Below are 26,087 nucleotides of genomic sequence, written 5' to 3' on the forward strand. Positions count from 1 at the left end.
AATGGGCTTTACTAACGACCAACTGAAGCAAGGTATTCAATCTCATCTTTAAACAGCTCTTTTTCGACACGCTGCCATGTTTTACGATAATCCCATTCTGTCGAAAGGGGCTGCCAGTTCAGGCCATCGAGCAACATATTGGCATTATGTAATACCGAAAAAGGGTCTTGTAATCGACTAATACAATGACTATTCGAAGCGTTCTGCGCTAAGGCGTTTGAACCAAAAGCAATGGCCCAATTCGCAAAAACAATAGAGTCAGAGCCAATACCTGAAGAGAACTTCAGATCACCCGCTTCTACCGCACTGCTGATCAAACCATCCGCAAAATTAATCACTTGTTCTTCAAGTTCATTGAGTTGCTGAACTCTAGCTGGAGACGCTTTCTCCAATACCCAAGGACTCTTCGCCATAATGGCGCAAGTAGAAAGTACAGGTTCCATACGGGCATAAATTCGATAGCTAACATGCAGAGCAATCACTTGCTCTCGTGTATTACCACCAAATTCCGATGAACGCGCAAACATCAACGCTTCTGTTCTAAGCGAATGAATGCACAATGCGATAATCACATCTTCTTTGCTGCAAAAATGGTTATAAATCGTACCTTTAGAATAAGGACTCATCGCAGTGAGTTTATCCATGGTCAGATTACTAAAGCCTTGCTCTTGGACCATAGATTTCGCTAATAATATTAGCTCAATCTCACGATCCGCAATTGCCTGCTGTTTTTTGGATAAACCAAATACACAACCCGGCCCTTCTTTTTGCTGTTTCTTTTTACAACTAAAACCAAACATGATTATTGATGCCCGTCTCTGTTTGTACTCCCTGACCTCCGCATTATAACACGGTTCGATCTAACCTCCGAACCTACCTGTAAACTTAAACTATGAACTCAAGCTACTCACTCAAGCGATTAATTAAAATTATGACGATTCGTCATTTGTGACACATCGTCACAATATGGGATAATCGAAGCGACTTCAAGTCGATTGATACAAAAAATTAATGAAAATTAACTTTGATATTACAATACAGAATATGAATAAATAGCTGAATCGCCTCCCTCGCACGGGAAGTCGAACGATTATAATGCTAGGAGGGTAAAGAAAAGTGCGTTCTAAACGTAGTAGAATTACCGCTTACACCAGCGAAGATTCTTTCTCGTACAAGGCTAGTTGCGTCGTGAAAACACTGGCCCAGGCGACGCGATTACGCCCTGCTCGCTTACATTCGTATAAGGTTCTGTCTGCTGTTGAGAATAACGATTCGACCAGTTCTTCAAACCCTGCGTCACAGCGATGAAGGGAGTCGCGTTGCGCCAATGCCCCGCCAATCGAGACCGTGACTTTACCGTAATCTCCGTTGCCCACGTGATCGATCGCTAATTGTTCCACTGCACGACGCAATAATTCACTGGTTCGCTCCAGTTCTTCTCGATCATGACGAGCACAAAGGATGACGAACTCCTCTCCCCCATAACGAAAAGCCATATCAACATTGGTCAGTCGCTGCTGTAATTGACCGGCGACATTGGCTAGCGCGTCGTCGCCTGCCATGTGGCCATAGAGATCGTTATAGGCCTTAAAATTATCGATATCGCAAATCAGCAGCCCAACATACTTACCACGTAACACATTTTGCTGAATATAAGGGAGTGCGGTGCGCGAGTATTTATAACGAGAGCCCAAACCTGTCAGCAAATCGGCATCTGATTTAGCTCGTAATGAATCAAGCTGCTGATCGATCTTCATCAACAAGCCTTTATAAGCTCGCGCCAACTGACCAATTTCGTCTTCTCGATGAAGTTCATCAAGCTCTTTCATGGTCTTATAACGCGCGCCGCTATTCATACTCACAGCAAGATTCTTAAGGGGAGCAACAATAAAATACGTCACCCAGTACGCAATACAGACCACCAACAGCAGAGCCACAATCGCCTCAAAGCCGATTTCACGAATAATGTTTTTTTTGATTGCCGCAAGTTTACTAGCATCAAATACCGCCCAAATATAACCACCATTCTGATTACGTAATGGGATCTCGATATTAAGTAAATAGCGTTGTTCATCTAAAAAGAAACCCTGATTTGTATCGAGCGGTTTAGACCATTCAATCACTTCACTCTGTGCTAAATCCGAACTTTTGAGCAAAGATCTGTATTCTGCTCGCGCATTAAGCAACAGATAATTGAGTTTACGAACTTTGAGCGTATTGTGTGTTTCAACACTTTTGAGCATGGTTTGCAGGCTTGCAACACTGTCACGGGACGATTGCAGCTCTTGTGGCGTAACGTTTGCTCGCCATACTTTTCCATAAGCGGGAAGATAACGAATGTGGACTTCTTGCGCCGAATAATCGGAAATGCCCTTAACCTCAATGAACTGTAGATCATTCACCGAAGCCAAATGCTCCACAATTGACGGAATGGTCAGATTGGCGTAGTTCACACCAGCAACCGACGTTGAGAAAAAATGAACTTGAGATTGCAATGCTTGATTAGCAAAGGCGGCAGAGTAGTCAACTTGGCGCTGCCATTCGCTTTCATAGCGGGTAATACTTAAGCCAGCAATAACCAACAGCACCAAGCAAAGATGGGACATAAATAGCATTTGATTAATGCTCAATCTTTTAAATACTGTGCTCATAACGGCTAATCCTAATGGCAAAAGAATGGCTATTTTTCAAGACGGCTGCCAAAAACAGAACAAACACCATGGTGACAAATATCTTTGTACGAAGTGTGGCAGCTAGTACAGTAATCCGACTTTAATGTTGGATGAGTATGACTAATATCCTCCCCTTTACGGTTATAGCTACCATATATTGGCTCCGAGCCAATGTGCTCCGTGACCCAAATAATGCTAGGGTCTTCAGAAATAGCGACGACTGTTGGCCCATCACTATAAGGACCTCGATTCAGATATTGTTTGATCTTACTAGGATGAACTCGAATCGTCAGGGAAGTGCCTTCACCATTATTTATCCAGCTATAGGCTCGGAATGTTTCTTGAGCAAACAAAGTGGTATCCAGTGGAAGATCACTGTTCTCAGGGTAAAGAATGCTCTCTTTTACGATAGGCCAAAATTGCCAACCGACTGGATAACTGGCTATCGATTCCGCTTTCACTGCACTCGAAAGCAACAGCGCGTATAACAGGCTAAATAACCACAGTGCTTTCATATCAACCTTAAATACCATCTTCCACTTACCTACTTAAGCGCAGATAAGATCGTAACAATGACATATGCAAACAAACACACTAATGGTATGCAATTCTGGCAAATATTTGTATTTATTTCATGGAATAGCGTCGGCTCACTTGCAAGCCTGCGGAGTGATTCAAATTCTTCTGTATCTGTTTCATGTTTATCGAATAGCAAAATGCGCTATTAGCCATCTCAATACCTAATAATAATCGTATTAACAATCAATATTGCTGATATTTATAGAGAACACAAAATAATGAGATTTGGTGCAACAAAGAAACATGGCAAATTTTAGGCAAAAAAAAACCTCGACATGACGTCGAGGTTTCATTTTTTGGAGCGACACATCGGGTTCGAACCGATGACCTCAACCTTGGCAAGGTTGCGCTCTACCAACTGAGCTAGTGTCGCATTTGTTTGCTATATAAGCGGGTTAGATGGTGCCCCGGGCCGGACTTGAACCGGCACAGCGCGAACGCCGAGGGATTTTAAATCCCTTGTGTCTACCAATTCCACCACCAGGGCACACAAATCTAAATTTGTGAGGCCTTTACTGAAAAGTAAGACACCATCTTGATATCGATTGTTGGTTAATCGCTATCTTAATAATTTGGAGCGACACATCGGGTTCGAACCGATGACCTCAACCTTGGCAAGGTTGCGCTCTACCAACTGAGCTAGTGTCGCAAATTCTCATTTCTTAGCATTAAAATCTAAGAGAGAATGGAGGCACCTCCCGGAGTCGAACCGAGGTCCACGGATTTGCAATCCGCTGCATAGCCACTCTGCCAAGGCGCCTTCGTGTCCCTTCGAGCTTTGCATTGCTGCGTTCCTCTTGGGTACGGGATGCATTCTACGGATTCGCACAGATGAGTCAACACTATTTTTTGTTTTTTGAATCGTTTGGCTAAATTACCGCCAAACAAGCGTGAATTGGCTATTTTTCTATCAGTTTCAAGCGCTAATCTAATGACTTTACTACTAAAAGTGCTTTTTGAGATTAAAAAAAAGCGAACCTAAGTTCGCTTTTCAAATTGATCATTGATGCTCTTCAGCGAGCAAGTCGTCTTTAGCAGCCATCAGATACTGGGCCATCGACCAGTAGGTGAGGAATGTCGCGATATACAATGCGCCGTAACCCAGCCAAATCATCCAGTCATCATAACGCCAAATCAAGACCCATAGAGCAAACATCTGTGCAACCGTCTTAAATTTACCAACCCAAGAAACCGCAACACTCGCTCGTTTGCCAATTTCAGCCATCCACTCGCGTAGCGCTGAAATAATAATTTCGCGACCAATCATGGTTACTGCAGGGATGGTAATCCAAATATTATGATAGTGTTCTGTAATCAATATCAGGGCGGTCGCGACTAATACTTTATCAGCCACTGGGTCAATAAATGCACCAAAACGCGAGGTTTGGCCCAACTTGCGCGCCAACATACCATCTAACCAATCGGTAAAACCAGCCACCCAGAAAACCATAGCGGCCGCGAATGGCGCCCAGCTATAAGGAAGATAAAACACTACGACAAAAACTGGAATTAAGAACAGTCGTAATAGAGAAAGAATGTTAGGAATGTTGAAACGCATATTTATTGGCTCTTATCGTTTGCGTATAGCGCTGTTTACTGCCTAAAAACAGGCTCATATGGTGCTGGATTTTTGTTATTGTTTCAATGCTTGATAAATGTTTTCTGCTAAAGAATGACTTATGCCTGGTACTTTGGCTATTTCTTCAGCACTGGCTCGTTTCAACTCCTGTAATCCACCCATATATTTGAGTAAAGCTTGACGACGTTTAGGACCAATTCCTTCTATGCCTTCTAAGGCACTGGTACGTCTGGTTTTTCCACGCTTGGCGCGATGACCAGCAATGGCGTGATTATGACTTTCGTCACGAATATGTTGCATTAAGTGTAGCGCGGGGGCATCGCTCGGAAGATGAGACTCTTCACCATCGGTGGTGATTAACGTTTCTAAGCCCGGTTTACGTGTCACTCCTTTTGCGATACCAATCAACCTTGGCCGCTTCGGCCAATCTTGCCAGTGTTGACTGATGATTTCATAAGCACGATTTAACTGCCCTTTGCCACCATCGATAAACACCACATCTGGAATCTTCTCAATATCAAGTTGCTTTGAATAGCGACGTTCTAACGCCTGCCCCATCGCAGCATAATCATCGCCGCCCGTTATCCCGGTGATATTGTAACGACGATATTCCTGCTTCACAGGGCCTTCTTGATTGAACACCACACAAGAAGCGATCGTGCTCTCCCCCATGGTGTGTGAAATATCAAAACACTCCATACGCTGGATAGACTCAAGCCCAAGCAGATCCCTCAGTTCTTTAAAACGCTGAGAGATTGTCATCTTATGGTTTATCTTACTGGTCAATGCGGTCAACGCATTGGTGTTGGACAATTTCAAATAGCGGGCTCGTATCCCTGTAGGATTGGCATGAAATTGCACTTTCCGCCCTGCGATAGTTGATAAGGCCTCTTGAAGTGGCGCGACATCCTCAAGTAACCCTTGATTCAAAATGATACGAGTCGGAACAGTCCGAGCTTCATTATGGCTAAGATAATACTGGCTAAGGAAACTGTAAAAAACTTCTTGCTGGCTGGTATTGTTAGGGATCTTAGGAAAATGACTACGGCTACCCAACACCTTACCTTGGCGAATCATCAAAATATGAATACAGGCGATGCCACTCTCTTGGGCAAAACCGAGCACATCCATGTCATCCATCGAATCATCGGAGACAAATTGTTGCTCTTGTACGCGACGAATGGCTTGAATTTGATCGCGAAATTTAGCCGCTTGTTCAAATTTGAGGGCTTGGCTGGCCTGTTCCATTTTACCGATTAAGGTTTCCAGAACTTGCTTGTCTTTACCCTGCAAAAACAACCGTACATAGTCCACTAACTCAGCATAATCGTCATCAGAGATAATGGTGCTTACACAAGGACCGGCACAACGGCCAATTTGGTACATCAAGCAAGGGCGGGTTCGATTGCTATAAACCGTATCTTCACACTGACGTACTGGGAATATTTTCTGAATCAAGTGCAAGGTTTCTCGCACCGCCCCGGAATCGGGATAAGGGCCGAAATACTCACCTTTTTTCTTCTTTGCTCCACGGTGCATCGATAAGCGCGGATGCTTGTGAGCACTAATGAAAATATATGGGTAGGATTTGTCATCACGCAGTAACACATTGTACTTAGGCAAATACTGCTTGATATAATTGTGTTCAAGGATCAGCGCTTCTGTCTCAGTATGGGTTACTGTGACATCGATTTTAAAGATATGACTGACCAGCGCGCGCGTTTTCTCACTATCAATCGTTTTACGAAAGTAGCTCGACAGGCGTTTTTTGAGATCTTTGGCTTTGCCGACATAAATAACCACCAACTCGGCGTTATACATTCGATAAACACCGGGTTGGTTAGTCACTGTCTTTAGGAAAGAGACCGAGTCGAAAGATGAACTCACTACAATGTCTCGGTGTCTAGCATTCCATGGCGAATAGCAAGGTGGGTCAATTCGACATCACCGCTAATATTCAATTTGGCAAACAGTCGATAGCGGTAACTATTGACGGTTTTTGGGCTTAGGCTTAACTGCTCTGAAATGTCAGTCACTTTTTGCCCTTTGGTAATCATCATCATGATTTGTAATTCGCGCTCAGACAAATCGGCAAATGGGTTTTCCGATGCTGGAGAAAATTGGCTTAACGCCATCTGTTGAGCGATTTCTGGTGAAATATAGCGTTGACCGCTATTCACCACTCGAATTGCATTGACCATTTCATCAGGACCAGCACCTTTGGTTAAATAACCAGCAGCACCAGCTTGCATCACTTTCGTTGGAAACGGATTTTCCGTATGAACAGTCAAAACGATAATTTTTACATCTGGATTAAAACGCAGGATCTTTTTGGTTGCTTCTAAGCCACCAATACCCGGCATATTCATATCCATCAATACGACATCAGAATGGTTATTACGACACCATTTTACTGCCTCTTCACCGCTTTCAGCTTCCCCTGCTACGTTCATTCCACGGACGTCTTCAATAATACGTCGTATCCCTGTGCGAACCAGCTCGTGATCATCTACAAGGAAAACACTAATCACACTTGTATCTCCACACTATGTTAATTGGCTCTGCACCCACCGAGGACAGTGGATAACAACTTAGTTGCCTATTTTAACTTAAAAAATGAAATTTATACTACTCCGATGAATATGTGCTGAAATGTAAAGTTTAGCAAGTACTAATTTTTAGTTATGACGCCGTAGTAGCAAATATCCTGTTTATCAATGGATTAGCGTCAAGTGTTGAGATAGCTAGCATTTTGAGGTTTTGGTCGCTTTTATTTTGTAACAATCATTGAAAATGAAACCAATTTCATTTAATTTGCTGCGGTTGATAATTTGTATTATCAATTCCAAAAACTAACGAGTGACGTTGGTAAAGCGATAACGATTAAGGATATTTTATGAAAAAGCTACTAGCAGTGGCGGCTCTAGCTGCAACACTACCTCTTTCTAATGTTGCAATGGCTGATGCAGACATCGGTTGTGGTCTAGGTACTATGGTTTTTGACGGTAAGTCAGGCAAAGTATTTAAAATTCTAGGTGCGACGACTAACGGTACATCTGGTAACCAAACTTTCGGTATCACTTTTGGTACTCTAGGTTGTGACGGTAACGGCACTATTTCTTCTTCTGAGAAGCTAGCTCTTTTCATCGACGGTAACATGGACAACCTTGCTCGTGATATCGCTAAAGGTGAAGGCGAAACTCTAGCAACACTTTCTGAAGTATGGGGCGTTCAAGCTTCTGACAAAGCAGCTTTCAACGAGCTAGCTCAAGAGAACTTCGCAGAAGTATTCAAATCTGAAAACGTAACTTCTCAAGAAGTATTTGCTAACCTAAACACGCTAGTTGCAGCTGACGCAACTCTAGCGGGTTACGCAATCTAATTTCGAACTCAGTTCGTGATTAAAGTGCCCTCTTTAGGGCACTTTTTTATATCAGCCTCTTCATCACGAGGCTCTGGTCATATTTTATATGACCGTGTCTATCGTTAAGTACTTTTGTCTCGAGAGTATTTAGCCATCTACACAATGACCTTTCTACGGATTTGAATGAACTATTCTGTATTATCTAAAGCACTACTCACGGGATGTGGATTATGTGCATCCTCACTGGCGTTTTCAGCCAATAGCCTTAACGTCGAACAGCTTGCCCAAGATCCGTATTGGTTAAAACTAGGCCATTATTTACCAGCGACACTTTCTAGCCATAAAAGTACGGTGGATAACGACGAATTTTACCTCGCCCAAGATGGCTATCGCTCACCGCAAAGTGAGTTACAAGCCACCATCGACGCGCTTTATAATGCAGATACTTCGATAGCCGAGCAAACTCGCTGTCAGTACCCTGCGCGCTATACTTGGCTGCAAAACCAAAAAGGCGAACAAGCGGATCTCAACTGTCCTGAGTTAGAAACATGGCGTGAGGTACTCGACCCAGAAGGGTTAACCTTGGTTTTCCCGACCGCCTTTATGAACAACCCCTCTTCGATGTTTGGCCACACCCTATTAAGAATTGATGCCAAAGACCAAACTCGTCATAAGGAGCTGGTTGCGTTTGCGATTAACTTTGCAGCCGAACCAGAAACTGACGACAACGCAGCTTTATATGCCCTTAAAGGGCTGATTGGCAGCTATCCCGGTCGATTTACTGTCATGCCTTATTATCGCAAGGTTCGCGAGTACAACGACATCGAATCACGCGATATTTGGGAATATCGTCTGAAATTAAATGAAGCAGAAGTAGAGCGAGTGCTGCTTCACCTTTGGGAAATGCAACGGGCAGAATTTGATTACTATTTCGCTGATGAAAACTGTTCCTACCAATTACTCGCGTTACTTGAGTTAGCACGAGATGATCTCTCGTTAGTCGAACAATTTCCGATGCACGCGATTCCATCCGATACCGTAGAAGCGTTAAATCAAGCGGGACTGCTTGAGCAACCCAACTATCGCGAATCATTTGGTACACGATTATTGCATCAAGCGAATGAAATTGATCCTGAACTCTTTGATGCTGCGGTTACCGCCAAGCAAGGGGATTTTCCTTCTGCCGATGAATACAGTGACACCGAACGTGCGGCGATTTTAGAGTTCTCTTACGAGTGGCTTAACTTTGAGCTATACGACTTGGGTTTAGAGCGCGACCCAACTGCAAAGCGTTTAACCGAACTGCTTTATCAACGCAGCCGAATTAAAGTCGATTCTCCGTTTTCGCAAGCGCCTACACCGGAAATTTCACCAGAAAAAGGCCATGCCTCTGCTCGTAGCGGATTAAGTTACCAATATAGTGACCACTATGGTCAACAAGCCACGTTAGAGTGGCGTGTTGCTTACCACGATTTATTGGATTCACAGCAAGGCTTTATTCCAGGAGCGAAAATCAGCTTCTTGGATACACAAGTCAGTGTCGATGAACAAGGCACTTCGCGCTTCGATCGTTTCTATCTTATCGATGCAATGGCTCTGGCGCCAAGCAATCGCATCTTTGATAGTTTGGCATGGAATGCGCGTATCGGTTATGACCGAATGCCAAACGACGGCAAGCTAGAAGGTCGCTGGTTCGGCCAGGGCGGTTACGGTAAAGCATGGGGCGATGCAAAAACGCTGCATTTTTACAGTTTACTGTCTGCTGAGATAAGTGGAGGTCAACTAACCGATTATGAGGCCACCTTCGGCGCCGGCATCGAAGCGGGTTTGATTTACCAACTCGCAGACCAACACCGGATTGGTCTAGAAGGCCAATACCTTGCTCTGATAGATAGCGATGCCGATCAAAATGCCAAAGCAACCGCCAGTTGGCATTGGCAACTTAGTCGCAATACCGCATTGCGCAGCCAAGTGAGCTATTTCAATTGGGGAGAAGAAGAGTTAAGTGGCAAACTCACTGCCTATCTGTACTTCTAACCGAACCTGAGCCACCGACAAAGAGGGATACGTATTCGTATCCCTCTCCTTTTCTACTTCATTTTCATTCAACAATTCCAGCCACCAGCCGCTTTAACTTTGCGTCAGCTCGTCGACTCGTAATACAATCCCTAATCACTCCGCGACTATGCATCTATAATTCGCTCGCCATTGATAGGAATACATCGTTGACGATTCAACAAGGTTTTTTACTTACGCGCCAAGCTCGCGACCTCAATAACAGCACGCAAATTGAGCTCTGGCTTGCGACAGACCAAGGCCCCTATCAGCTGTTGGTTGATGGTGAGCGTCCAGTATTTTTCCTTGAACTGCAACAGCAAGCTGGTGCGATGCAAATTGCTGCGGAGCTCAATATTGCTTATGAAATTAAACCATTACCACTGAAACATTTTAATCAAGCAGCGTTATGCGCTTGTTACTGCGATACCATCAAGGCTGCTCGCCAACTCGCTGAAAGCTTAAAACAACATGACATCACGGTTTATGAGGATGATATTCGTCTTGCTGACCGATTCTTGATGGAGCGTTTTATTCAAGGGGCGATTGAGTTCACTGGCTCTCAATCACAGCGTAAAGACTACACAAAAGTCACGCAGGCTAAATGCCGCAAAGCCTCTTACCAGCCTAATTTGAACGTCGTCTCATTGGATATCGAATGCTCTGAAAAAGGGGTGTTGTATTCGATCGGCTTAGCCAGTCCGATGGATAGCCGCGTGATCATGGTTGGAGAGTCGCAAGAATGTGATACGCCAATGCAGTGGGTCAGTAATGAAAAAGCGCTGCTCGAAGCTTTAATCGCGTGGTTCGCGGAATTTGACCCTGACGTGATTATTGGTTGGAACGTGATTGATTTTGACTTTCGATTGCTGCACAAACGTGCGGAATGGCACAATGTGAAACTCGCACTTGGACGGGCTAATCAAGCTAGCTTTTTTAGAAGCTCAAATACCACCCAGCAAGGTTTTATTTCTATTCCAGGTCGCGTCGTAATGGATGGCATTGACACACTCAAAACCGCCACTTATCACTTTCGTCGCTGGTCGTTGGAGTCTGTGTCTCAAGAGCTATTGGGCGAAGGAAAGCAGATTCACAACGTACACGATCGTATGGCTGAAATTAACCATATGTATCGTTATGATAAGCCCTCTCTGGCCCGTTACAACCTACAAGATTGCGTTCTTGTTAATAAGATATTTGAGCAGACACATTTACTCGAGTTTGCTATCGAACGTAGCAAACTGACTGGAGTGGAATTGGATCGAATTGGCGGCTCCGTTGCCGCCTTTACCAACCTCTATTTACCACAACTTCACCGCGCTGGTTATGTGGCGCCCAACTTGCAGCCGGAAAACTGGCTCGCGAGTCCCGGCGGTTACGTGATGGACTCGCTTCCTAATCTCTATGATTCGGTCCTAGTGTTGGACTTTAAAAGCCTCTACCCCTCGATTATTCGTTCCTTTTTGATCGATCCTTTAGGGCTGATAGAAGGACTCAAACTTGAATTAGGTAACGAAGCTAATCAAGCAGTCGCCGGCTTTCGCGGCGGTCAGTTCCATCGTAGCGCACATTTTTTACCTAAGATGATCGAAAATTTGTGGGCGGCGCGCGATGAAGCCAAACGCAATAATGAAAAAGCTTTCTCGCAGGCAATCAAAATCATCATGAACTCTTTTTACGGTGTATTGGGTTCATCGGGTTGCCGTTTCTTTGATACTCGCCTTGCCTCAAGCATTACGATGCGTGGGCATGAAATCATGATACAGACCAAAAAACTGATTGAAGATCAGGGTTATCAGGTGATCTATGGCGACACTGATTCAACCTTTGTCTCTCTCAATAGCCAAGTTTCACAAGCACAAGCCGATCTGATTGGGCAATCGTTAGTCGAGCATATCAACCAATGGTGGACGCAGCATCTCAAGCAAGAATACAACCTCAACTCTATTCTTGAGATTGAGTATGAAACTCACTATAAAAAATTCTTGATGCCGACCATTCGTGGCCAAGAGACTGGGTCGAAGAAGCGTTATGCCGGATTAATTGGCGAAGGTGAACAAGAAAAGATCATTTTTAAAGGTCTCGAAAGTGCGAGAACCGATTGGACACCGCTATCGCAATCTTTCCAACAACAACTCTATCAGATGATTTTCCACGGTGAAGACCCATCCGATTATGTGCGCCAGTTTGTCGAGGATACCTTAGCGGGACGCTACGATGAGCGCTTGGTTTACCAAAAAAGATTACGTCGCAAATTAAGCGATTATCAGAAAAACGTGCCGCCACAAGTAAGAGCAGCGCGTATGGCCGATAATATCAATGAAAAGCTAGGCCGCGCATTACAATACCAAAATCGCGGCCAAATCGAATATCTGATGACCATCAATGGCCCAGAGCCAAAAGATTATCTCAGCAGTGCGATTGACTATCAGCACTATATCGACAAACAGTTAAAACCGGTCGCGGAAGCCATTTTGCCGTTTATCGGTCTCGACTTCAAAACCCTCAGTGAGCCGCAGTTAGGACTCTTCTAGCTCGTTGAGTACGCGATTACGATCCGCTACATAGTGGCGTAATCCCGTTAAAGGAATCGACTTACTGTAAAACCAACCTTGAATCGATAGATGGTTGCGTAATGGGATGCGTTCAAGTTGGCTTTCAGTCTCCACCCCTTCAACCACCACCGCTAAATCAAGGTCTTGAGCAACACTAATCAAGCCATTAAAGACCTTCTGCCCTTTAATGTTTTCAATCGTTTGCACGAAGCTACGGTCAATCTTTATTGCATCAATATCGAACATAGTGAGATAGCTCAGTGATGAGAAACCGGAACCAAAGTCATCAATATAAACTTTCGCCCCAACACTGTGTAGGGCGTGCAGTGAAGCGGAAACAAGATCCTTATCTAACAGTAGAGATTGCTCAGTGATCTCGACATGAACATATTCTCCTACTCTGCTGATATAGGAGGTTAACTGCGTCATGAGCTCAGTATCAATAATCGTTTCTGGCGTTAAGTTAACACTGGTCGGAACCGCCCACCCTTCAGCAATCGCGATTTTCAAGTCATGCACAACCTGAATCACCGCCCACCGGTCAATGTCTTTCATCAACCCCGCTTGTTCGAAAGCAGGCAGAAATGCGCCCGGATATTCAATATTGCCTCGTTTATCCATTGCGCGAATCAGAGCTTCACTGCCAATCACTTGCCCCGTGACTCGACAAATCTGAGGTTGGTACTCCATGCAAAATTCTTTTTCCGTAAACGTGTGCAGTTTACGCTCCAGATCTTGCTGACGTTTATGAGCATTAACCAACTGAGTAACACGATCATCACTAAGGGTATGCGCTTCTTCTGCTCTTCTCGAATAAGTGGTATCGAGCGAGGAAAACTGGATGGTTTTTTCACCCATCGTTTTGTTTAGCATCAAAACAAAAGGCGCGTAAATCAAACCAGATACACCAATGTTGAATAACTGCAATAAGCTCGCGTTGATATCGCCTTGTGTCACAATCCAAGCATTAAAAAAGACGGGACTGCTAAAAGGCATTCCCGTCACCGGAGCGCTCACTAATCCAAAACTGACCGCAAAATAAGCCACGATAGTATTGGCAACTGGGGCAAGTAAAAAAGGTAAAAACAATCTCGGATTAAAGATGATGGGTAAGCCGAACAACAGTACTTCATTGATGTTCAATAACCCCAATGGCAAACTCGCCAAGGCAATCAGTCGGTAAGCGCGATTGGTGCTTAATAGCAGTAGTGCACACGTCAGACCTAAGGTGGCACCTGCGCCGCCAACAAACGTAAATACAGCAAGGAACGAATGGTTAACGAAATGGTCAGTGACACCATAAGTCAGCATGTCATTTTGTGCGACATCAACCGCACCTTGTAATACATCAACCCATGGCAATAAACCGTAGTATCCGTGTACACCAAGAAACCACAGGAACGAGTTCACCATGGCAAAAATCGCACCAAACTCTAATGGTGAATCACTGTATTGGATATCAAAAATAGATAAAACGCTACTCGCTTCGATGATAAAAATTATTGCAGCATTAATCGCCAACACACAAATACCCGCCAATACACAAGGCAAGATTAAGTTGAGTGATTCTTTTACAATCCGGCCAAGATGGTTGTTACGAACAAACTTCATCCAGCGCAGTTTATAGAGGTAGGAAATCAAAGGAACGGCATAGAGCGGCGTGATCATCGAAATGATCAATTCGAAGACAACCGTACTGCCAGTATAGCTAAATAATTGATTAAAAAGAGACAAATAAACAATCAGCACCAGCGCAATTGGAGGTCTTGGTAAACGCCAACGCATGGCCAAGATATACGCTAAAGCGGCAGTAAGTAGAATGGGGAAAAGGTCGTTAACGAAATAGTAGAGTTTAAACAGAGTGACGACCCATTGCTCATCTTTACCGAACAAAAATTCGCCAAGAGAGGCCACAAATAAGATCAATGATATGATCATTAAACAAGGCAGTATCCACAGCAAGCCTTCGCGAACCGCCTGCAACTGCTCCGCAATGATCTTTTTCACTCTCATCAAACTCTGTGTAACGACAATTGACAATCTAATAGCCCCAACTTAACGTTTTGTTATCCTCAATATAATAAAACAAACAATTACTTAGGGCTGTGAAGTCAATCACCTAACACGGTGCAGATAAAATCACCTAGTTGATATATACATCAGTTGTGTAAAGATTTGTGACGCATTTCAATAGGTGCAAAGACCCTTAGAGACAGCAAAAATACTTCGGTGACCTAGCCGATTCTAAATTCCGTTTTCTTATATTGCTTCACCAACCACTCGCCATAAGAATCCAATATTCCAAGCACAGAACGTTTGGCCACCACTCGGTTTGACAGCAAGATCACCAAGCGTTCAATTTCAACTTGGAAGCTTGGGTAGTAGCGCAGAAAATGCTTACCACAGGCCACAGGATCATCATGCCAACCCTTCGCGCGTGGGATCACCAGCGAATAACTCGCTCTGAGCAGTTTTTTAGCGATAATTTGCTGTGCTTTAAGTTGCTCAGCATCCTCTTTTGCACGCACGATTCGATTGCGATAAACAGACAACCAATCCTCCACATCCATATTCCAGTGCTTAGCGATCTCCCAGCTTGGTTCATAATCGCCAAAACACTCAGACAGATCTTCACCATGCACACAAACCGCGCAATGGCGTAATAAAAAACCCCATGAGAAAATGCTATCTAATGAGGCGATATCACTAACTAATGCGGTTTTGAAGGCAACTTCGGTTATATGTGGGTGTGACTTTTGAAAATGCCAACGCACTGTATTGAACACCGTACTGCGTTTATCAGCAAAACTCTGCTGAGTAACGACAATAACGTCCAGATTGGAACGCTGTGGCACGGCGGTTTTACGCGCGACACTGCCAAAAACATAAACACTGTGCAGGTTATCACCCAAGCCCGAGCGTAAGAAACGCACCAAATCTTGGATCGCTTGACTATACTCAGCTTGAAACGGCAAGGCTGGATTAATTGTGGCTAAAATCATCAAAGAATCGTGGAATATGACAGATTATGGGACATGTTCTCTTAGTGTCGCTTTTCGATCAAGATAATCACGCTGAGAATCGCTGAAAACTAGCAATATCAGTGCGAGTTCAAATAGCATCTTCCAATTAGTTGGGTATATAATGCCGCCCTTACAACTCATATGAAGGAAATTGTTCATGCCTAAGGCGAGTGAGCTAAAGAAAGGTTTTGCGATTGAATCAAACGGCAAAATCCTACTGATTAAAGACATCGAAGTGACGACTCCTGGCGGTCGTGGCGGCGCAAAAATTTACAAACTGCGTTGTGTTGACCTAAACACTGGTGCACGTGCTGACGAGCGTTATAAGTCTGACGACGTGGTAGAAACTGTTGACATGTTCAAACGTCAAGTTGCTTTCTCGTATGTTGACGGTAATGAGTATATTTTCATGGATAATGAAGATTACACTCAATTTACTTTTAAGAAAGAAGAGATCGAAGAAGAGCTTCTTTTCATTACTGAAGAAATTAAAGGTCTTCAGGTTGTTCTGGTTAACGGCACAGCTGTTGCGCTAGAACTTCCAGCAACTGTTGAGCTTGTTATCGAAGAAACCGATCCTTCAATCAAGGGCGCTTCTGCGGCTTCTCGTACCAAGCCAGCTCGTTTTGCAACAGGCCTAACAGTGCAAGTACCAGAGTACATCGCAAATGGTGACCGCTTGATCATCAATACTGCTGAACGCAAGTACATGAGCCGCGCATAATTATGGCTGAACTCATTTCTTACGACGATGCAATCGACACCGCTTACGATATCTTTCTTGAGATGGCGCCTGATAATCTGGAAGCTGTTGATGTGATTCTATTCACTGCTCAGTTTGAAGATCGTGGCGCAGCAGAATTGGTTGAGACCGGTGATGATTGGGCTCAACATGTCGGCTTTGATGTTGATAAAGAAATCTATGCGGAAGTACGTATCGGTTTGGTCAACGAAGAAAATGATGTGTTAGACGATGTTTTTGCTCGCCTATTGGTAAGCAGAGATCCTGAGCATAAGTTCTGCCATATTCTATGGAAGCGTGACTGATTAACCTCTTGTTATACAGTGACATCCATATAAACAAAAACACCCAAGCTTAAGCTTGGGTGTTTTTTTATTATTGCTTATCAGAGAGCTCCTCTCTTTCCACAATAATAAAACGACTTCAATCCATCGATAACGTGTTAACTGTCGCCCTTGATAGTCTCGACACGAGCTTTCAATTTTTGACCAGGGCGGAAAGTGACAACACGGCGCGCGCTAATCGGAATATCTTCACCCGTCTTAGGGTTACGTCCAGGACGTTCATTCTTTTCGCGTAGGTCAAAGTTACCAAATCCTGAAAGTTTCACTTGCTCGCCATTTTCGAGTGCTTTGCGAACCTCTTCAAAAAATGCCTCAACCGTTTCCTTGGCATCTCGTTTACTGTATCCAAGCTTTTCAAACAGGTTCTCTGCCAAATCGGCTTTAGTGAGCGCCATAGAATTTTCCTCAAAAGCTGTGTTAAACATCACTGTCGCTAGACAGCGCCAAAGCATTTCGCCTCGTCAATCAATAACATAGAGACATTACTTGGAAAGTGTATGCCAAGCTTCTGATTTTCGCCAACATTTTTATAGCAAGTTAACACTTTTCTCATAATTATCAGCGAGATAAACGTATCAAACATGGCATTTATATAACATTAAAAATTTAAACACCAGAAAAAATCAGAATTAAATTCCACAAAAGTGCAATCAATGAGAATTAACAACTAATTAAGTATATTTGATTTTTTTTGCACAATACGACTAAACTCATAAAAATCAGTTGCTTATATCAGGCACTACAACAAAAAAACCTTACATTGGTTGTTCTAATACAATCAACAATACAAATTAACCTAATTCTAACAGATGAAACTGCTGATAAATTCAACATAAAAGCAACTTGATGCACATTAATTCACGAGCTTTCAGAATATTTGTGACCAATCGCTCGTGTGAACAAGCGACCATCTATTTACAATATGCGAGCATCTGTGGGTTAATGACATAGAAACGACAACTTAAATAATAATGTTGGCTTAGATGAACAGTGATGTACCCGTCACTATATGGATGGGAAGCAGTTTGCTCCAATTTACTTTGTGGCTAAGAACCTTATGGTTCGCAAGCTTACGGCTACATTTTAACGGATGCTCAAATGTTTGAGCCTTTTGTGCACCCCATTTTATTGTTGCTGCTCGGTGTCGCGTCTCTGGTATTAGGCTGGACGGTTTATTTCGTCTACTCACTTAGGATGTCTGGCGGCACGTTCGAACGAAAGATCAGTATTCCCTATCTTTTCTATTCACTTTCTGTCTTTGCTTGGATCTTAAGCAATGCGTTTTTCTATTCTCCTTTGTTACTCAAAGCAGATAATGACGCCGTTGTCTTTATGGCACTATTCGCCAATCTCGCCTCGTCTTCTGCGTTCGCTTTTGCCTATCTCGTTACTCGCCAACTCGTCAGTGATATTGATTCCACACTCTCTAGATATTTGCAGAATACGCTTTTTATCGTGCTTATTTCGGCGGCTATTTATTGGAATCATCGTGCCGGCAGTACTGTAGAGGGGGTCTCTGTTTATGCGATCGGCCGATTTAACATTCAGCTTGGCAGCCAAGCTACAACATTCTTTCTCTCTGCTATGGTTCTGATTGTTCTGTCGTTTCGTAATATTTTGCTTTATTCACGACACGCAAGGCCGCTACAACACATTAAGTCACTCTATATGTTGTTTGGCATCAGTGTATTTATGGTTTCAACCATTGTCATTCACGCTTTTATCCCACTCATTTGGGAGAATTTCACCCTGTCATGGTTACCGCCAGCTCTCGCTGTGACTGAAATGCTGCTGATGGGGTATGCGCTGGTCACCTCGCGCTTCTACAGTAATCGACACATTCTGTTTTCATTGTTATCCGTGCTGCTAGCCTGTAGCACCATTGCTCTGCCACTGATTCTGATCATTAATTCGATTTCACTCTACGATGCGACAATCATTGTAGCGCTATCTTGCCTAGTGACAGGGCTTGCATGGCGAGTTATTTTTCGCACCACCACTCACCTAGCCAGTCAACTTGTCTATGGGCAAGCGCTATCTCCGACCCAAAAACTCAATGCGCTGACCCGTGAATTCCAAAAATCGACCCATTCTGCAATCAGTCAAATTGCACAAACACTTGATATTGACCAACACGACCTGCAATTGGTCTACAACCTACAAGATGAAAAGGCTTATACCTCACAACTGTACAATCAAAACAGTGTGATCATTTTTGAAGAAATTGAGGAACAGGTACTCACTCATTCCAGTGTCAGTTCTGTCTTAAAACAGCTGTACGTAAAAATGAAGCGAGAGAGTGTTGCGCTCGTTTTGCCCATCTTTGATCACGAAGATCAAATGAGTCACTTACTGATTGCCCGCCAAAAGCGCAGTGGACATCTTTACTTCTGCGAGGAAATACATGCCTTGCAGTATGTCTTGAAGAAAGCGCAAGGCTACATTAATGCCGACAAAAAAGTGCATCAGGCGCAAGCATTAGCGAATTCAATCGCCCATGAAATGCGTAATCCGTTAGCACAAGTTCAACTGCAATTTGAACAACTCAATAACAAGCTGCAAATTAACGCACCAAAGATAGAGTTAGAGCAAGAGCTTATCAAAGGTAAGGTGGCGATTGAACGTGGCCGTCAGTTAATTGATATTATTCTTCGCGAAGTCAACGATGCATCTCTTGAACAAGAGCCTGCCGTACAGACGTCAATTAAGCAGGCTATCGAACAAGCGGTTGAACGTTATGCTTTTGAATCTGACGAAATGCGTCAACGCCTGCACATCAGTATCGAGCAAGATTTTCATGCAAAAATCAACGACACCCTCTTTAACTTTGTGATATTCAATTTATTACGTAATGCTAGTTATTACTTCGATTCTTATCCACAAAGCCATATCGACATTCGAACCATTGTGGGGAAATATGAACACTTTGTGGTGGTACGAGATACCGGCCCCGGCATTCCTAAAAGTCTCCAAGCACGTATTTTTGACGACTTCTATTCACACAATAAAAGTGGCGGAAGTGGCTTAGGCTTAGGCTACTGTCGACGCGTCATGAAAGCGTTTGGTGGTTCAATTCAATGTTATTCTAAACTCGGTAAATTCACTGAATTCCATCTGTCATTTCCTGTCGATTCACTGGTGAGCCCTGCGAACTCACCGGTAATAACAGAAGAGAACACCGCATTTGTACCGATTAATATCGCGAAGCAAAATGATACCGCCGACAATGGATACACAATTTTGGTGGTTGATGACAAAGAAGTGCAACGTCAATTAGTAAAACTGCTCCTTAATCAACTCGGTTACGATGCTATATTGGCAAACAATGGCCAAGTTGCACTAGAAATAATACAAAGTAATCCTGTAGATTTAGTGTTTATGGACATCCAAATGCCTGTGATGAATGGCTTTGAAGCGGCAACCATCATCAAACAAACCTATCCGCAGATCCCTGTCTATGCCCTTTCCGGTGAGTCGGGTCAGCGAGAATTAGATCAAATCCGTCAAATAATGGATGGCCACTTAACTAAACCGACATCTAAAGAAGCTTTACTCGCCACCATTCAAGGTGAAAAGCAAAAAACATCTGTCGGCGCTTAGTGCAGTATTATTCTCATTTTGCCTCTTTTATTGACGAGTAAATCCCAAAATCTTGGTTCAATTTAAGCCATTCATCACCCAACGTCCTAATTACTCATTTCGGTTTATCATCCCAACGCTATCTATGTTGGCATCCAATATGCTTGTTGATCTGGTATCGAACTTCGCGATAGAACTCGCAGTACCCTATTGGAGAAATGTTATGGAGATGAAGCGCCACACCTACTATCACTTGATTCATCATGGCATTAAATGCTTGCTCGTGGATAGAATTGGCCACTTTACTGAGCCTGAATATCACCAATACCTTAATGTCATGACGGGGAAATCAAGTTGCTTTTCAATGAGTAATGAAGAGCTTATCGGCACTGTCAATGCTTTACGTGATGAGGGATACCTTGAGGAATTAAAGACAACGATTCCCCACTAACACGACTGACCAAAAGAGTATCGTTTCGATTACACGCTAACGGGTTGGTGTTCCTAGGTGAATTGGGTAGACTGAGAGCATTCCGATACTGATTCGATAGCTGCAGAACCTAACAATGAAACAATTGCTCGATTTTATCCCTCTCATTATCTTTTTCGCCTTGTACAAGATGTATGATATTTACATCGCCACTGGTGCTCTTATCGCCGCAAGTGCTATTCAGATCATACTGACTTTCGCCTTATACAAAAAAGTCGAAAAAATGCAGTTGATTACCTTTTTAATCGTCGCAATTTTTGGTGGTATGACGATCTTTCTTCATGATGACAACTTCATAAAATGGAAAGTGACCATCGTCTACGCTATGTTTGCCGTTGGTTTGACGATTAGCCATCTAATGGGTAAGTCAGCCATTAAAGGGATGCTTGGTAAAGAAATCACCTTACCTGAACAGGTTTGGGCGAAAATCACTTGGGCGTGGGTCATCTTTTTCCTCATCTGCTCAGGCTTAAACCTATATGTCGCATTCAAATTGTCCCTTGATGTATGGGTTAACTTTAAAGTCTTCGGTTTACTAACCGCAACATTCGGCTTTACCCTGCTCTCCGGTGTTTACATCTACAAGCACATGCCAAAAGAAAAAGAAGAGCACAGCGAGTAGCTTTGGTGCTTTGGCTGCGCTATATAGCTAATGACCTTCATTAGCCAAAGCAGTATAATAGTTAAATAAGCGACCATTTTTAGGTCGCTTTTTAGTAGATAACGCCGATTAATTTCAGTTCACTTAGCCGAACTGACGTCATTATGTTGTGGATGTCAAAATGAGTCAGGAAAACAGTTCACCAAGGGGGCAACTCCTTCTTCGTACCTTAGCCATGCCAGCGGATACTAATGCCAACGGGGATATCTTTGGCGGTTGGATCATGTCACAACTCGATTTAGCGGGTGGCATTTTAGCCAAAGAAATTTCAGGAGGCCGTATCGTAACCGTTTCAGTTTCGAGCATTACCTTTAAGAAACCGGTTCGAGTGGGCGATGTGGTGTGCTGCTATGGTGAATGTACCAAAATTGGTCGTACCTCAATGAGCATTGATCTTGAAGTGTGGGTCAAACCCGTCAAAGAGCATGGCATTGAAGATCGCTTTATGGTGTGTGATGCAACCTTTAACTACGTTGCGATTGACTCATCAGGCAAGCCACGCGCTATCGTTGTATAGCGAGTACGTTAAACATAACGAATTAGATTCACATTTTCCCTATGCGTTACTTTAAATTTTCCATCCCTCGCGTAGAGTTGCAATTTATCCCATCAGCTGACAAGGACACCATATGTGGTATGTAATTTTCTCTCAAGACGTAGAGAATTCACTTGAAAAAAGAATGAGCGTTCGCCCTGCACACTTAGAACGTTTACAACAGCTTCGAGATGAAAGTCGCTTGTTAACCGCAGGCCCAATGCCAGCTATTGACTCAGATAACCCAGGCGAAGCGGGATTCACAGGCTCAACGGTAATCGCTCAATTTAACTCGCTGCAAGATGCACAAGATTGGGCAGATAATGACCCATACATTGCCGCTGGCGTTTATCAATCGGTTATCGTGAAACCATTTAAGAAAGTATTTTGATCATGAGAGCACGTTTGGCTTCAGCGTTACTGCTTGCCAGTTTTTTGATGGGGTGCGCCTCTGATGGCAATCAACAGCGCCAATTAGAATTGCTTGCATCTAACCGTGCCAGCCTATTAGCTGCTGAACTGCCGTTAGAAGCGGGTCCTCTGTCGATCATGCGTGCATCGTCAAAAGGAACGACGATTGAAATCATGATGGTATATAACCAAGAGCAGCAAGGTGCGAAACCATTGCAACAAGTGTTGAATACCAGCATTACTCGTTACTGTACCAACAAAGACACCAAGGCCAATTTGGATGCTGGATTAAGCTACCGAATCAAAATGCGCAATAGCCGTGGTCAATTGATGGCTGACGAGTTTGTATCACAAGAAACGTGTACGACAAAATAAGCGATATCGAAAATTACTTATCATGAACCACTAAAGAAAAAGCCTGCGACACTTCATTGTGCGGCAGGTTTTTTTGTTCGCGCTCAACCAAACGCCGCCACCATCAGCGCTAAGCCAATAAATATACACAAAGTAAATTTCAGTAACGCACCTAGCTGACGACTTCCGCCGTTCGGCGCTTTATTACAACATGACATATCTCTTTCTCGACTGAAGTTTTCACTCTCAGGTTAAGCCCTACCCTTACGGTAAGGTCAATATGAATATTTTATTGCAGATACCTTACAATTAAAGTTGGTTAAATATATTGCTATTCATACCTTTAACTACTCATTCACTCCAATTACAAGCATAAATAAAGCTTAGTAATAGAAAAATTATCTAAAAGTGCATTGACGCTCGAGGATTGGAGTTCTAACTTTTTTAAAGGCAGAACAACAGAGGATCCCGTTATGAAACGTGCTAGCAATACTTACCGTCTTCAACTCATCAAGGAAGTCGCGACGAGGCAGCATCGACTGAAAAGCGGTGATCCCATGGCGGAATATGTACAACACCTAATTGATGATGAACCAGAATTCGATAAAAACTACGAAGCAAATCATCGTTTTTCAGGGTGTCACTTTGATGACCATGCTGGTGGTTGGGTGAGTGATAAATGGGGAATGAAATAACTAAGCAGGAAAAGGCGAATGAGTCGGGGTGAATAGCTTAAACCATAGCAAAAGATCTCGTTCATTTAATCGAACAAGTCGCTTTGTGAATTGATCATCTCTTCGCTTTCATTGTTAGACTGCGCGCCATTGTCGCGCAGTTTTTTACGCCGGTAACGTTGGCGACACAACTTAATCACATGCAACTGCTGCGCTGAGGTCATTGATAGCCAATTAAAGCGTTCTTCGCGCTTACGCATGCAGCCTTTGCAATAGCCTTTTTCGTCAACCGAGCAGACCCCAATACAGGGACTTTGGATAGAAAAGAACTCTAACTGCTCCATACTCCCTCCATAAGTAGGTGAATTACAAAATAAAACATCAAACTATGACCAAAAGCTAACACAAACATTGATGCATCACTTATAATTATGACCATTGAAGCTTTAATCAAGTATACATGCGTATACCTTATTGTTTTTTGGAGTTTATATCTATGAAGCTTAGTTCAAAAAAGCTACTTGCAGCACTTTCTCTTCCTATGCTGATGACTGCGTGTGCAAGCAATGGTGATGATGTGAAAGAAATCACAGCAGCCGATCTACAACACCACAACTGGTCTCTAATCAGTGTTGATGGTAAAGCAGTAACTGCAGAAGAAGGCCAAGCTCTGCCAAATCTAGAAGTCGGCGAAAAAATGACGGCAAATGGTAATGCAGGCTGCAACAACTTCTTTGGTCAAGCAGAACTGAAAAACAATCAATTCCGCATTGAAAAAATGGCACTAACCATGAAAATGTGTATGGGTGAGTCAATGGATGTTGAACAAGCATTCTCACAAACGCTTTCAGATTGGAGTGACATGACACTGACTAAAGATGGTCTAGTGTTAAAGAACGATGCGCACACGCTAACGTTCAAACTAAGTGATTGGAAATAATCTCCCCTCACTTAGCTTTGCAATATTCTAGCAGCCTTTATTGGCTGCTTTTTGTTATCTTGAAACAGCGCATTTCTCTATTCTGCCTAGCCAAGATCTGCTATTCCCTCTCGCTTAGATAGTCATTTATTCGCCCCCGATTACCTTGAGTCCCTCAACGCTGGAGAATAATTTAGCCGAACACTTATCAAAACGCACACTTCCCATACAATTAGCTAACAATATTGCCAAATACCTAAAAAAAATCATCTTTTTTACGTCATAATGAATGAAATTGGTCTCAGATCCGGTCTAACACAACAGACCCATTGATTAATGAAGCCCCATACATAACGATAGGAACTATTATGACAAGGCTGTTAACTTTTATTTTGACACTTTTTATTAGCTTTTCTTCCACTGCTGCGGATAAATGGCAAGAAACCATGACCCAAGCGCGAGGCCAAACGGTCTACTTTCATGCCTGGGGCGGAAGCCAAGAGATCAACAACTACCTACGCTGGGCCGCTCAACAGGTTCAACAACAGTACGGTGTCACTCTCAAACATGTAAAAGTCACCGACATAGCGGAAACCACATCTCGATTACTGGCTGAAAAAGCAGCGGGTAAAAATGAGGGTGGGAGTGTCGATATGGTTTGGATTAATGGTGAAAACTTCAAATCAATGAAAAATCATAATTTGTTGTTTGGTCCTTTTGTTGATGCCCTGCCAAGTTGGCAAATGGTCGACAAATCACTGCCTGTCGACAGCGATTTTTCAGAACCGACTCTTGGTTTAGAAGCGCCTTGGGGCGTAGGACAGTTAGTCTTTATTCACGATAGTGAACGTCTTAATAACCCACCACAGTCTTTTGCAGAATTACTCAGCTACGCACAAGCTTTTCCTAATAAAATCACCTACCCTCGCCCACCAGAGTTTCACGGTACAAGCTTCTTAAAGGCATTATTGATTGAGCTAACAGCCAACGATACGGCATTGAGTCAACCCGTTACGCAAGTCGATTTCAACACCGTTACCCAGCCGTTATGGCAGTATCTAGACGCGTTGCATGCCGTTGCGTGGCGACAAGGGAAGCAATTCCCAGCAAGCTCCTCAGAAATGACGCAGCTTCTCGACGATGGCCAAATCGATCTTGCTATTACGTTTAATCCCAACGCCGTTTTCTCAGCACAAGCCACCGGGAAGCTTGCTGACACCACCAAAGCCTATGCAATGGAAGCGGGCGCACTATCAAATATCCACTTTTTAGCCATTCCTTGGAATGCAAACTCTCCTCAAGGAGCACAAGTGGTGATTAACTTCCTTCTTAGTCCTGAAGCACAGTCACGCAAAGGCGATTTAAATATATGGGGTGATCCCTCTGTACTACAAAATCAGCACTTACAAGGTTCAGCAAAACAGACCAAGTTATTCCCTTCTGTGGCAGAGCCGCACCCTAGTTGGCAAGTCGCTCTCGAAAAAGAGTGGCAAAAACGCTACGGCAACTAATTTTAGCCAGTAGTTTTGAGTAAAGAATGACGAGAGCCCG

24 protein-coding genes and 4 tRNA genes are annotated in these 26,087 nt (G+C 43.4%); 14 read left to right on the top strand and 14 right to left on the bottom strand.

All coding sequences use genetic code 11. The features are described 5' to 3' along the window. Positions 1 to 11: 11 nt before the first annotated feature. The 10 genes from RJD38_RS00760 to uvrY all read right to left on the bottom strand — a co-directional run bounded on the left by RJD38_RS00760 (position 12) and on the right by uvrY (position 7,361). Complete coding sequence (locus RJD38_RS00760) at positions 12 to 800, bottom strand: TetR/AcrR family transcriptional regulator (protein WP_005594307.1); 789 nt, start codon at positions 798 to 800, stop codon at positions 12 to 14. A 345-nt stretch (positions 801 to 1,145) separates the two neighbouring features. Further along, positions 1,146 to 2,651, bottom strand: a complete 1,506-nt coding sequence (locus RJD38_RS00765; protein ID WP_065430561.1) for a GGDEF domain-containing protein — start codon at positions 2,649 to 2,651, stop codon at positions 1,146 to 1,148. A gap of 29 nt (positions 2,652 to 2,680) precedes the next feature. Then, entirely contained in the window at positions 2,681 to 3,187 is a 507-nt protein-coding gene (locus tag RJD38_RS00770; RefSeq protein ID WP_009386174.1) for a hypothetical protein, read from the bottom strand. A 361-nt stretch (positions 3,188 to 3,548) separates the two neighbouring features. After that, a tRNA-Gly gene (locus tag RJD38_RS00775) sits at positions 3,549 to 3,624 on the bottom strand. Positions 3,625 to 3,651: 27 nt separating this feature from the next. Further along, positions 3,652 to 3,738, bottom strand: a tRNA-Leu gene (locus RJD38_RS00780). Between the two features lie 86 nt (positions 3,739 to 3,824). Then, positions 3,825 to 3,900: transfer RNA gene (locus tag RJD38_RS00785), tRNA-Gly, on the bottom strand. Between the two features lie 37 nt (positions 3,901 to 3,937). Beyond that, a tRNA-Cys gene (locus tag RJD38_RS00790) sits at positions 3,938 to 4,011 on the bottom strand. A 240-nt stretch (positions 4,012 to 4,251) separates the two neighbouring features. Then, positions 4,252 to 4,809, bottom strand: a complete 558-nt coding sequence (gene pgsA, locus RJD38_RS00795) for a CDP-diacylglycerol--glycerol-3-phosphate 3-phosphatidyltransferase (protein WP_005599675.1) — start codon at positions 4,807 to 4,809, stop codon at positions 4,252 to 4,254. Positions 4,810 to 4,884: 75 nt separating this feature from the next. After that, the gene (gene uvrC, locus RJD38_RS00800) at positions 4,885 to 6,717 is read right to left on the bottom strand and encodes an excinuclease ABC subunit UvrC (RefSeq protein WP_040758050.1); all 1,833 of its coding nucleotides are present in this window, start codon (positions 6,715 to 6,717) and stop codon (positions 4,885 to 4,887) included. Next, positions 6,717 to 7,361 (bottom strand): UvrY/SirA/GacA family response regulator transcription factor, encoded by a 645-nt coding sequence (gene uvrY / locus RJD38_RS00805; RefSeq protein ID WP_006712838.1) that lies wholly within the window; start codon positions 7,359 to 7,361, stop codon positions 6,717 to 6,719. Before uvrY ends, uvrC begins: the two co-directional genes overlap by 1 nt. Positions 7,362 to 7,726: 365 nt before the next feature. Between uvrY and RJD38_RS00810 the strand changes: the two genes are divergently transcribed. The 3 genes from RJD38_RS00810 to RJD38_RS00820 all read left to right on the top strand — a co-directional run bounded on the left by RJD38_RS00810 (position 7,727) and on the right by RJD38_RS00820 (position 12,783). After that, a complete protein-coding gene (locus RJD38_RS00810) occupies positions 7,727 to 8,212 on the top strand; it encodes a DUF3015 domain-containing protein (protein WP_005599670.1) in 486 nt (161 codons plus the stop codon). Positions 8,213 to 8,377: 165 nt separating this feature from the next. Further along, positions 8,378 to 10,231, top strand: coding sequence for a DUF4105 domain-containing protein (locus RJD38_RS00815; protein ID WP_065430562.1), 1,854 nt, complete (start codon positions 8,378 to 8,380; stop codon positions 10,229 to 10,231). Between the two features lie 188 nt (positions 10,232 to 10,419). Next, a complete protein-coding gene (locus RJD38_RS00820) occupies positions 10,420 to 12,783 on the top strand; it encodes a DNA polymerase II (RefSeq protein ID WP_065430563.1) in 2,364 nt (787 codons plus the stop codon). Here the strand turns inward: RJD38_RS00820 and RJD38_RS00825 are convergent. Both RJD38_RS00825 and RJD38_RS00830 read right to left on the bottom strand, forming a co-directional pair. Further along, a complete protein-coding gene (locus tag RJD38_RS00825) occupies positions 12,769 to 14,817 on the bottom strand; it encodes an EAL domain-containing protein (protein WP_065430564.1) in 2,049 nt (682 codons plus the stop codon). The genes RJD38_RS00820 and RJD38_RS00825 overlap by 15 nt on opposite strands. Before the next feature lie 221 nt (positions 14,818 to 15,038). Beyond that, positions 15,039 to 15,806 carry a nucleotidyltransferase domain-containing protein gene (locus RJD38_RS00830; RefSeq protein ID WP_005599663.1) on the bottom strand — a complete coding sequence of 256 codons (768 nt, stop codon included), beginning with the start codon at positions 15,804 to 15,806 and terminating at the stop codon, positions 15,039 to 15,041. Positions 15,807 to 15,984: 178 nt separating this feature from the next. Between RJD38_RS00830 and yeiP the strand changes: the two genes are divergently transcribed. Both yeiP and RJD38_RS00840 read left to right on the top strand, forming a co-directional pair. Beyond that, on the top strand, positions 15,985 to 16,551 hold the full coding sequence (gene yeiP / locus RJD38_RS00835) for an elongation factor P-like protein YeiP (protein ID WP_005599660.1): 567 nt from the start codon (positions 15,985 to 15,987) through the stop codon (positions 16,549 to 16,551). A gap of 2 nt (positions 16,552 to 16,553) precedes the next feature. Further along, positions 16,554 to 16,874, top strand: coding sequence for an HI1450 family dsDNA-mimic protein (locus RJD38_RS00840; RefSeq protein WP_005599658.1), 321 nt, complete (start codon positions 16,554 to 16,556; stop codon positions 16,872 to 16,874). 137 nt (positions 16,875 to 17,011) lie between these two features. Here RJD38_RS00840 and ihfA read toward each other — a convergent pair whose 3' ends face one another. Beyond that, positions 17,012 to 17,308 carry an integration host factor subunit alpha gene (gene ihfA / locus RJD38_RS00845; RefSeq protein WP_005599656.1) on the bottom strand — a complete coding sequence of 99 codons (297 nt, stop codon included), beginning with the start codon at positions 17,306 to 17,308 and terminating at the stop codon, positions 17,012 to 17,014. A 703-nt stretch (positions 17,309 to 18,011) separates the two neighbouring features. Between ihfA and RJD38_RS00850 the strand changes: the two genes are divergently transcribed. The 7 genes from RJD38_RS00850 to RJD38_RS00880 all read left to right on the top strand — a co-directional run bounded on the left by RJD38_RS00850 (position 18,012) and on the right by RJD38_RS00880 (position 23,638). Further along, positions 18,012 to 20,513 (top strand): response regulator, encoded by a 2,502-nt coding sequence (locus RJD38_RS00850; RefSeq protein WP_065430565.1) that lies wholly within the window; start codon positions 18,012 to 18,014, stop codon positions 20,511 to 20,513. Between the two features lie 202 nt (positions 20,514 to 20,715). Next, a complete protein-coding gene (locus RJD38_RS00855; protein ID WP_005599652.1) occupies positions 20,716 to 20,943 on the top strand; it encodes a hypothetical protein in 228 nt (75 codons plus the stop codon). Positions 20,944 to 21,058: 115 nt separating this feature from the next. Then, the gene (locus RJD38_RS00860; RefSeq protein ID WP_065430566.1) at positions 21,059 to 21,604 is read left to right on the top strand and encodes a septation protein A; all 546 of its coding nucleotides are present in this window, start codon (positions 21,059 to 21,061) and stop codon (positions 21,602 to 21,604) included. Between the two features lie 160 nt (positions 21,605 to 21,764). After that, positions 21,765 to 22,160, top strand: coding sequence for an acyl-CoA thioester hydrolase YciA (yciA, locus tag RJD38_RS00865; RefSeq protein WP_009384897.1), 396 nt, complete (start codon positions 21,765 to 21,767; stop codon positions 22,158 to 22,160). A 112-nt stretch (positions 22,161 to 22,272) separates the two neighbouring features. After that, entirely contained in the window at positions 22,273 to 22,569 is a 297-nt protein-coding gene (locus tag RJD38_RS00870) for a YciI family protein (RefSeq protein WP_065430567.1), read from the top strand. A gap of 2 nt (positions 22,570 to 22,571) precedes the next feature. Further along, on the top strand, positions 22,572 to 22,964 hold the full coding sequence (locus RJD38_RS00875) for a GspS/AspS pilotin family protein (RefSeq protein ID WP_005599643.1): 393 nt from the start codon (positions 22,572 to 22,574) through the stop codon (positions 22,962 to 22,964). Positions 22,965 to 23,416: 452 nt separating this feature from the next. Continuing rightward, on the top strand, positions 23,417 to 23,638 hold the full coding sequence (locus RJD38_RS00880) for a hypothetical protein (protein WP_005599637.1): 222 nt from the start codon (positions 23,417 to 23,419) through the stop codon (positions 23,636 to 23,638). Positions 23,639 to 23,703: 65 nt separating this feature from the next. Here RJD38_RS00880 and RJD38_RS00885 read toward each other — a convergent pair whose 3' ends face one another. After that, the gene (locus RJD38_RS00885) at positions 23,704 to 23,961 is read right to left on the bottom strand and encodes a DUF1289 domain-containing protein (protein WP_005599635.1); all 258 of its coding nucleotides are present in this window, start codon (positions 23,959 to 23,961) and stop codon (positions 23,704 to 23,706) included. A 152-nt stretch (positions 23,962 to 24,113) separates the two neighbouring features. Between RJD38_RS00885 and RJD38_RS00890 the strand changes: the two genes are divergently transcribed. Next, the gene (locus tag RJD38_RS00890; RefSeq protein WP_005599633.1) at positions 24,114 to 24,557 is read left to right on the top strand and encodes an META domain-containing protein; all 444 of its coding nucleotides are present in this window, start codon (positions 24,114 to 24,116) and stop codon (positions 24,555 to 24,557) included. Between the two features lie 347 nt (positions 24,558 to 24,904). Further along, positions 24,905 to 26,047 carry an ABC transporter substrate-binding protein gene (locus tag RJD38_RS00895; protein WP_065430568.1) on the top strand — a complete coding sequence of 381 codons (1,143 nt, stop codon included), beginning with the start codon at positions 24,905 to 24,907 and terminating at the stop codon, positions 26,045 to 26,047. Positions 26,048 to 26,087: the final 40 nt, after the last annotated feature.

The sequence above is a fragment of the Vibrio scophthalmi genome, assembly GCF_040869025.1.
GTDB lineage: Bacteria > Pseudomonadota > Gammaproteobacteria > Enterobacterales > Vibrionaceae > Vibrio > Vibrio scophthalmi.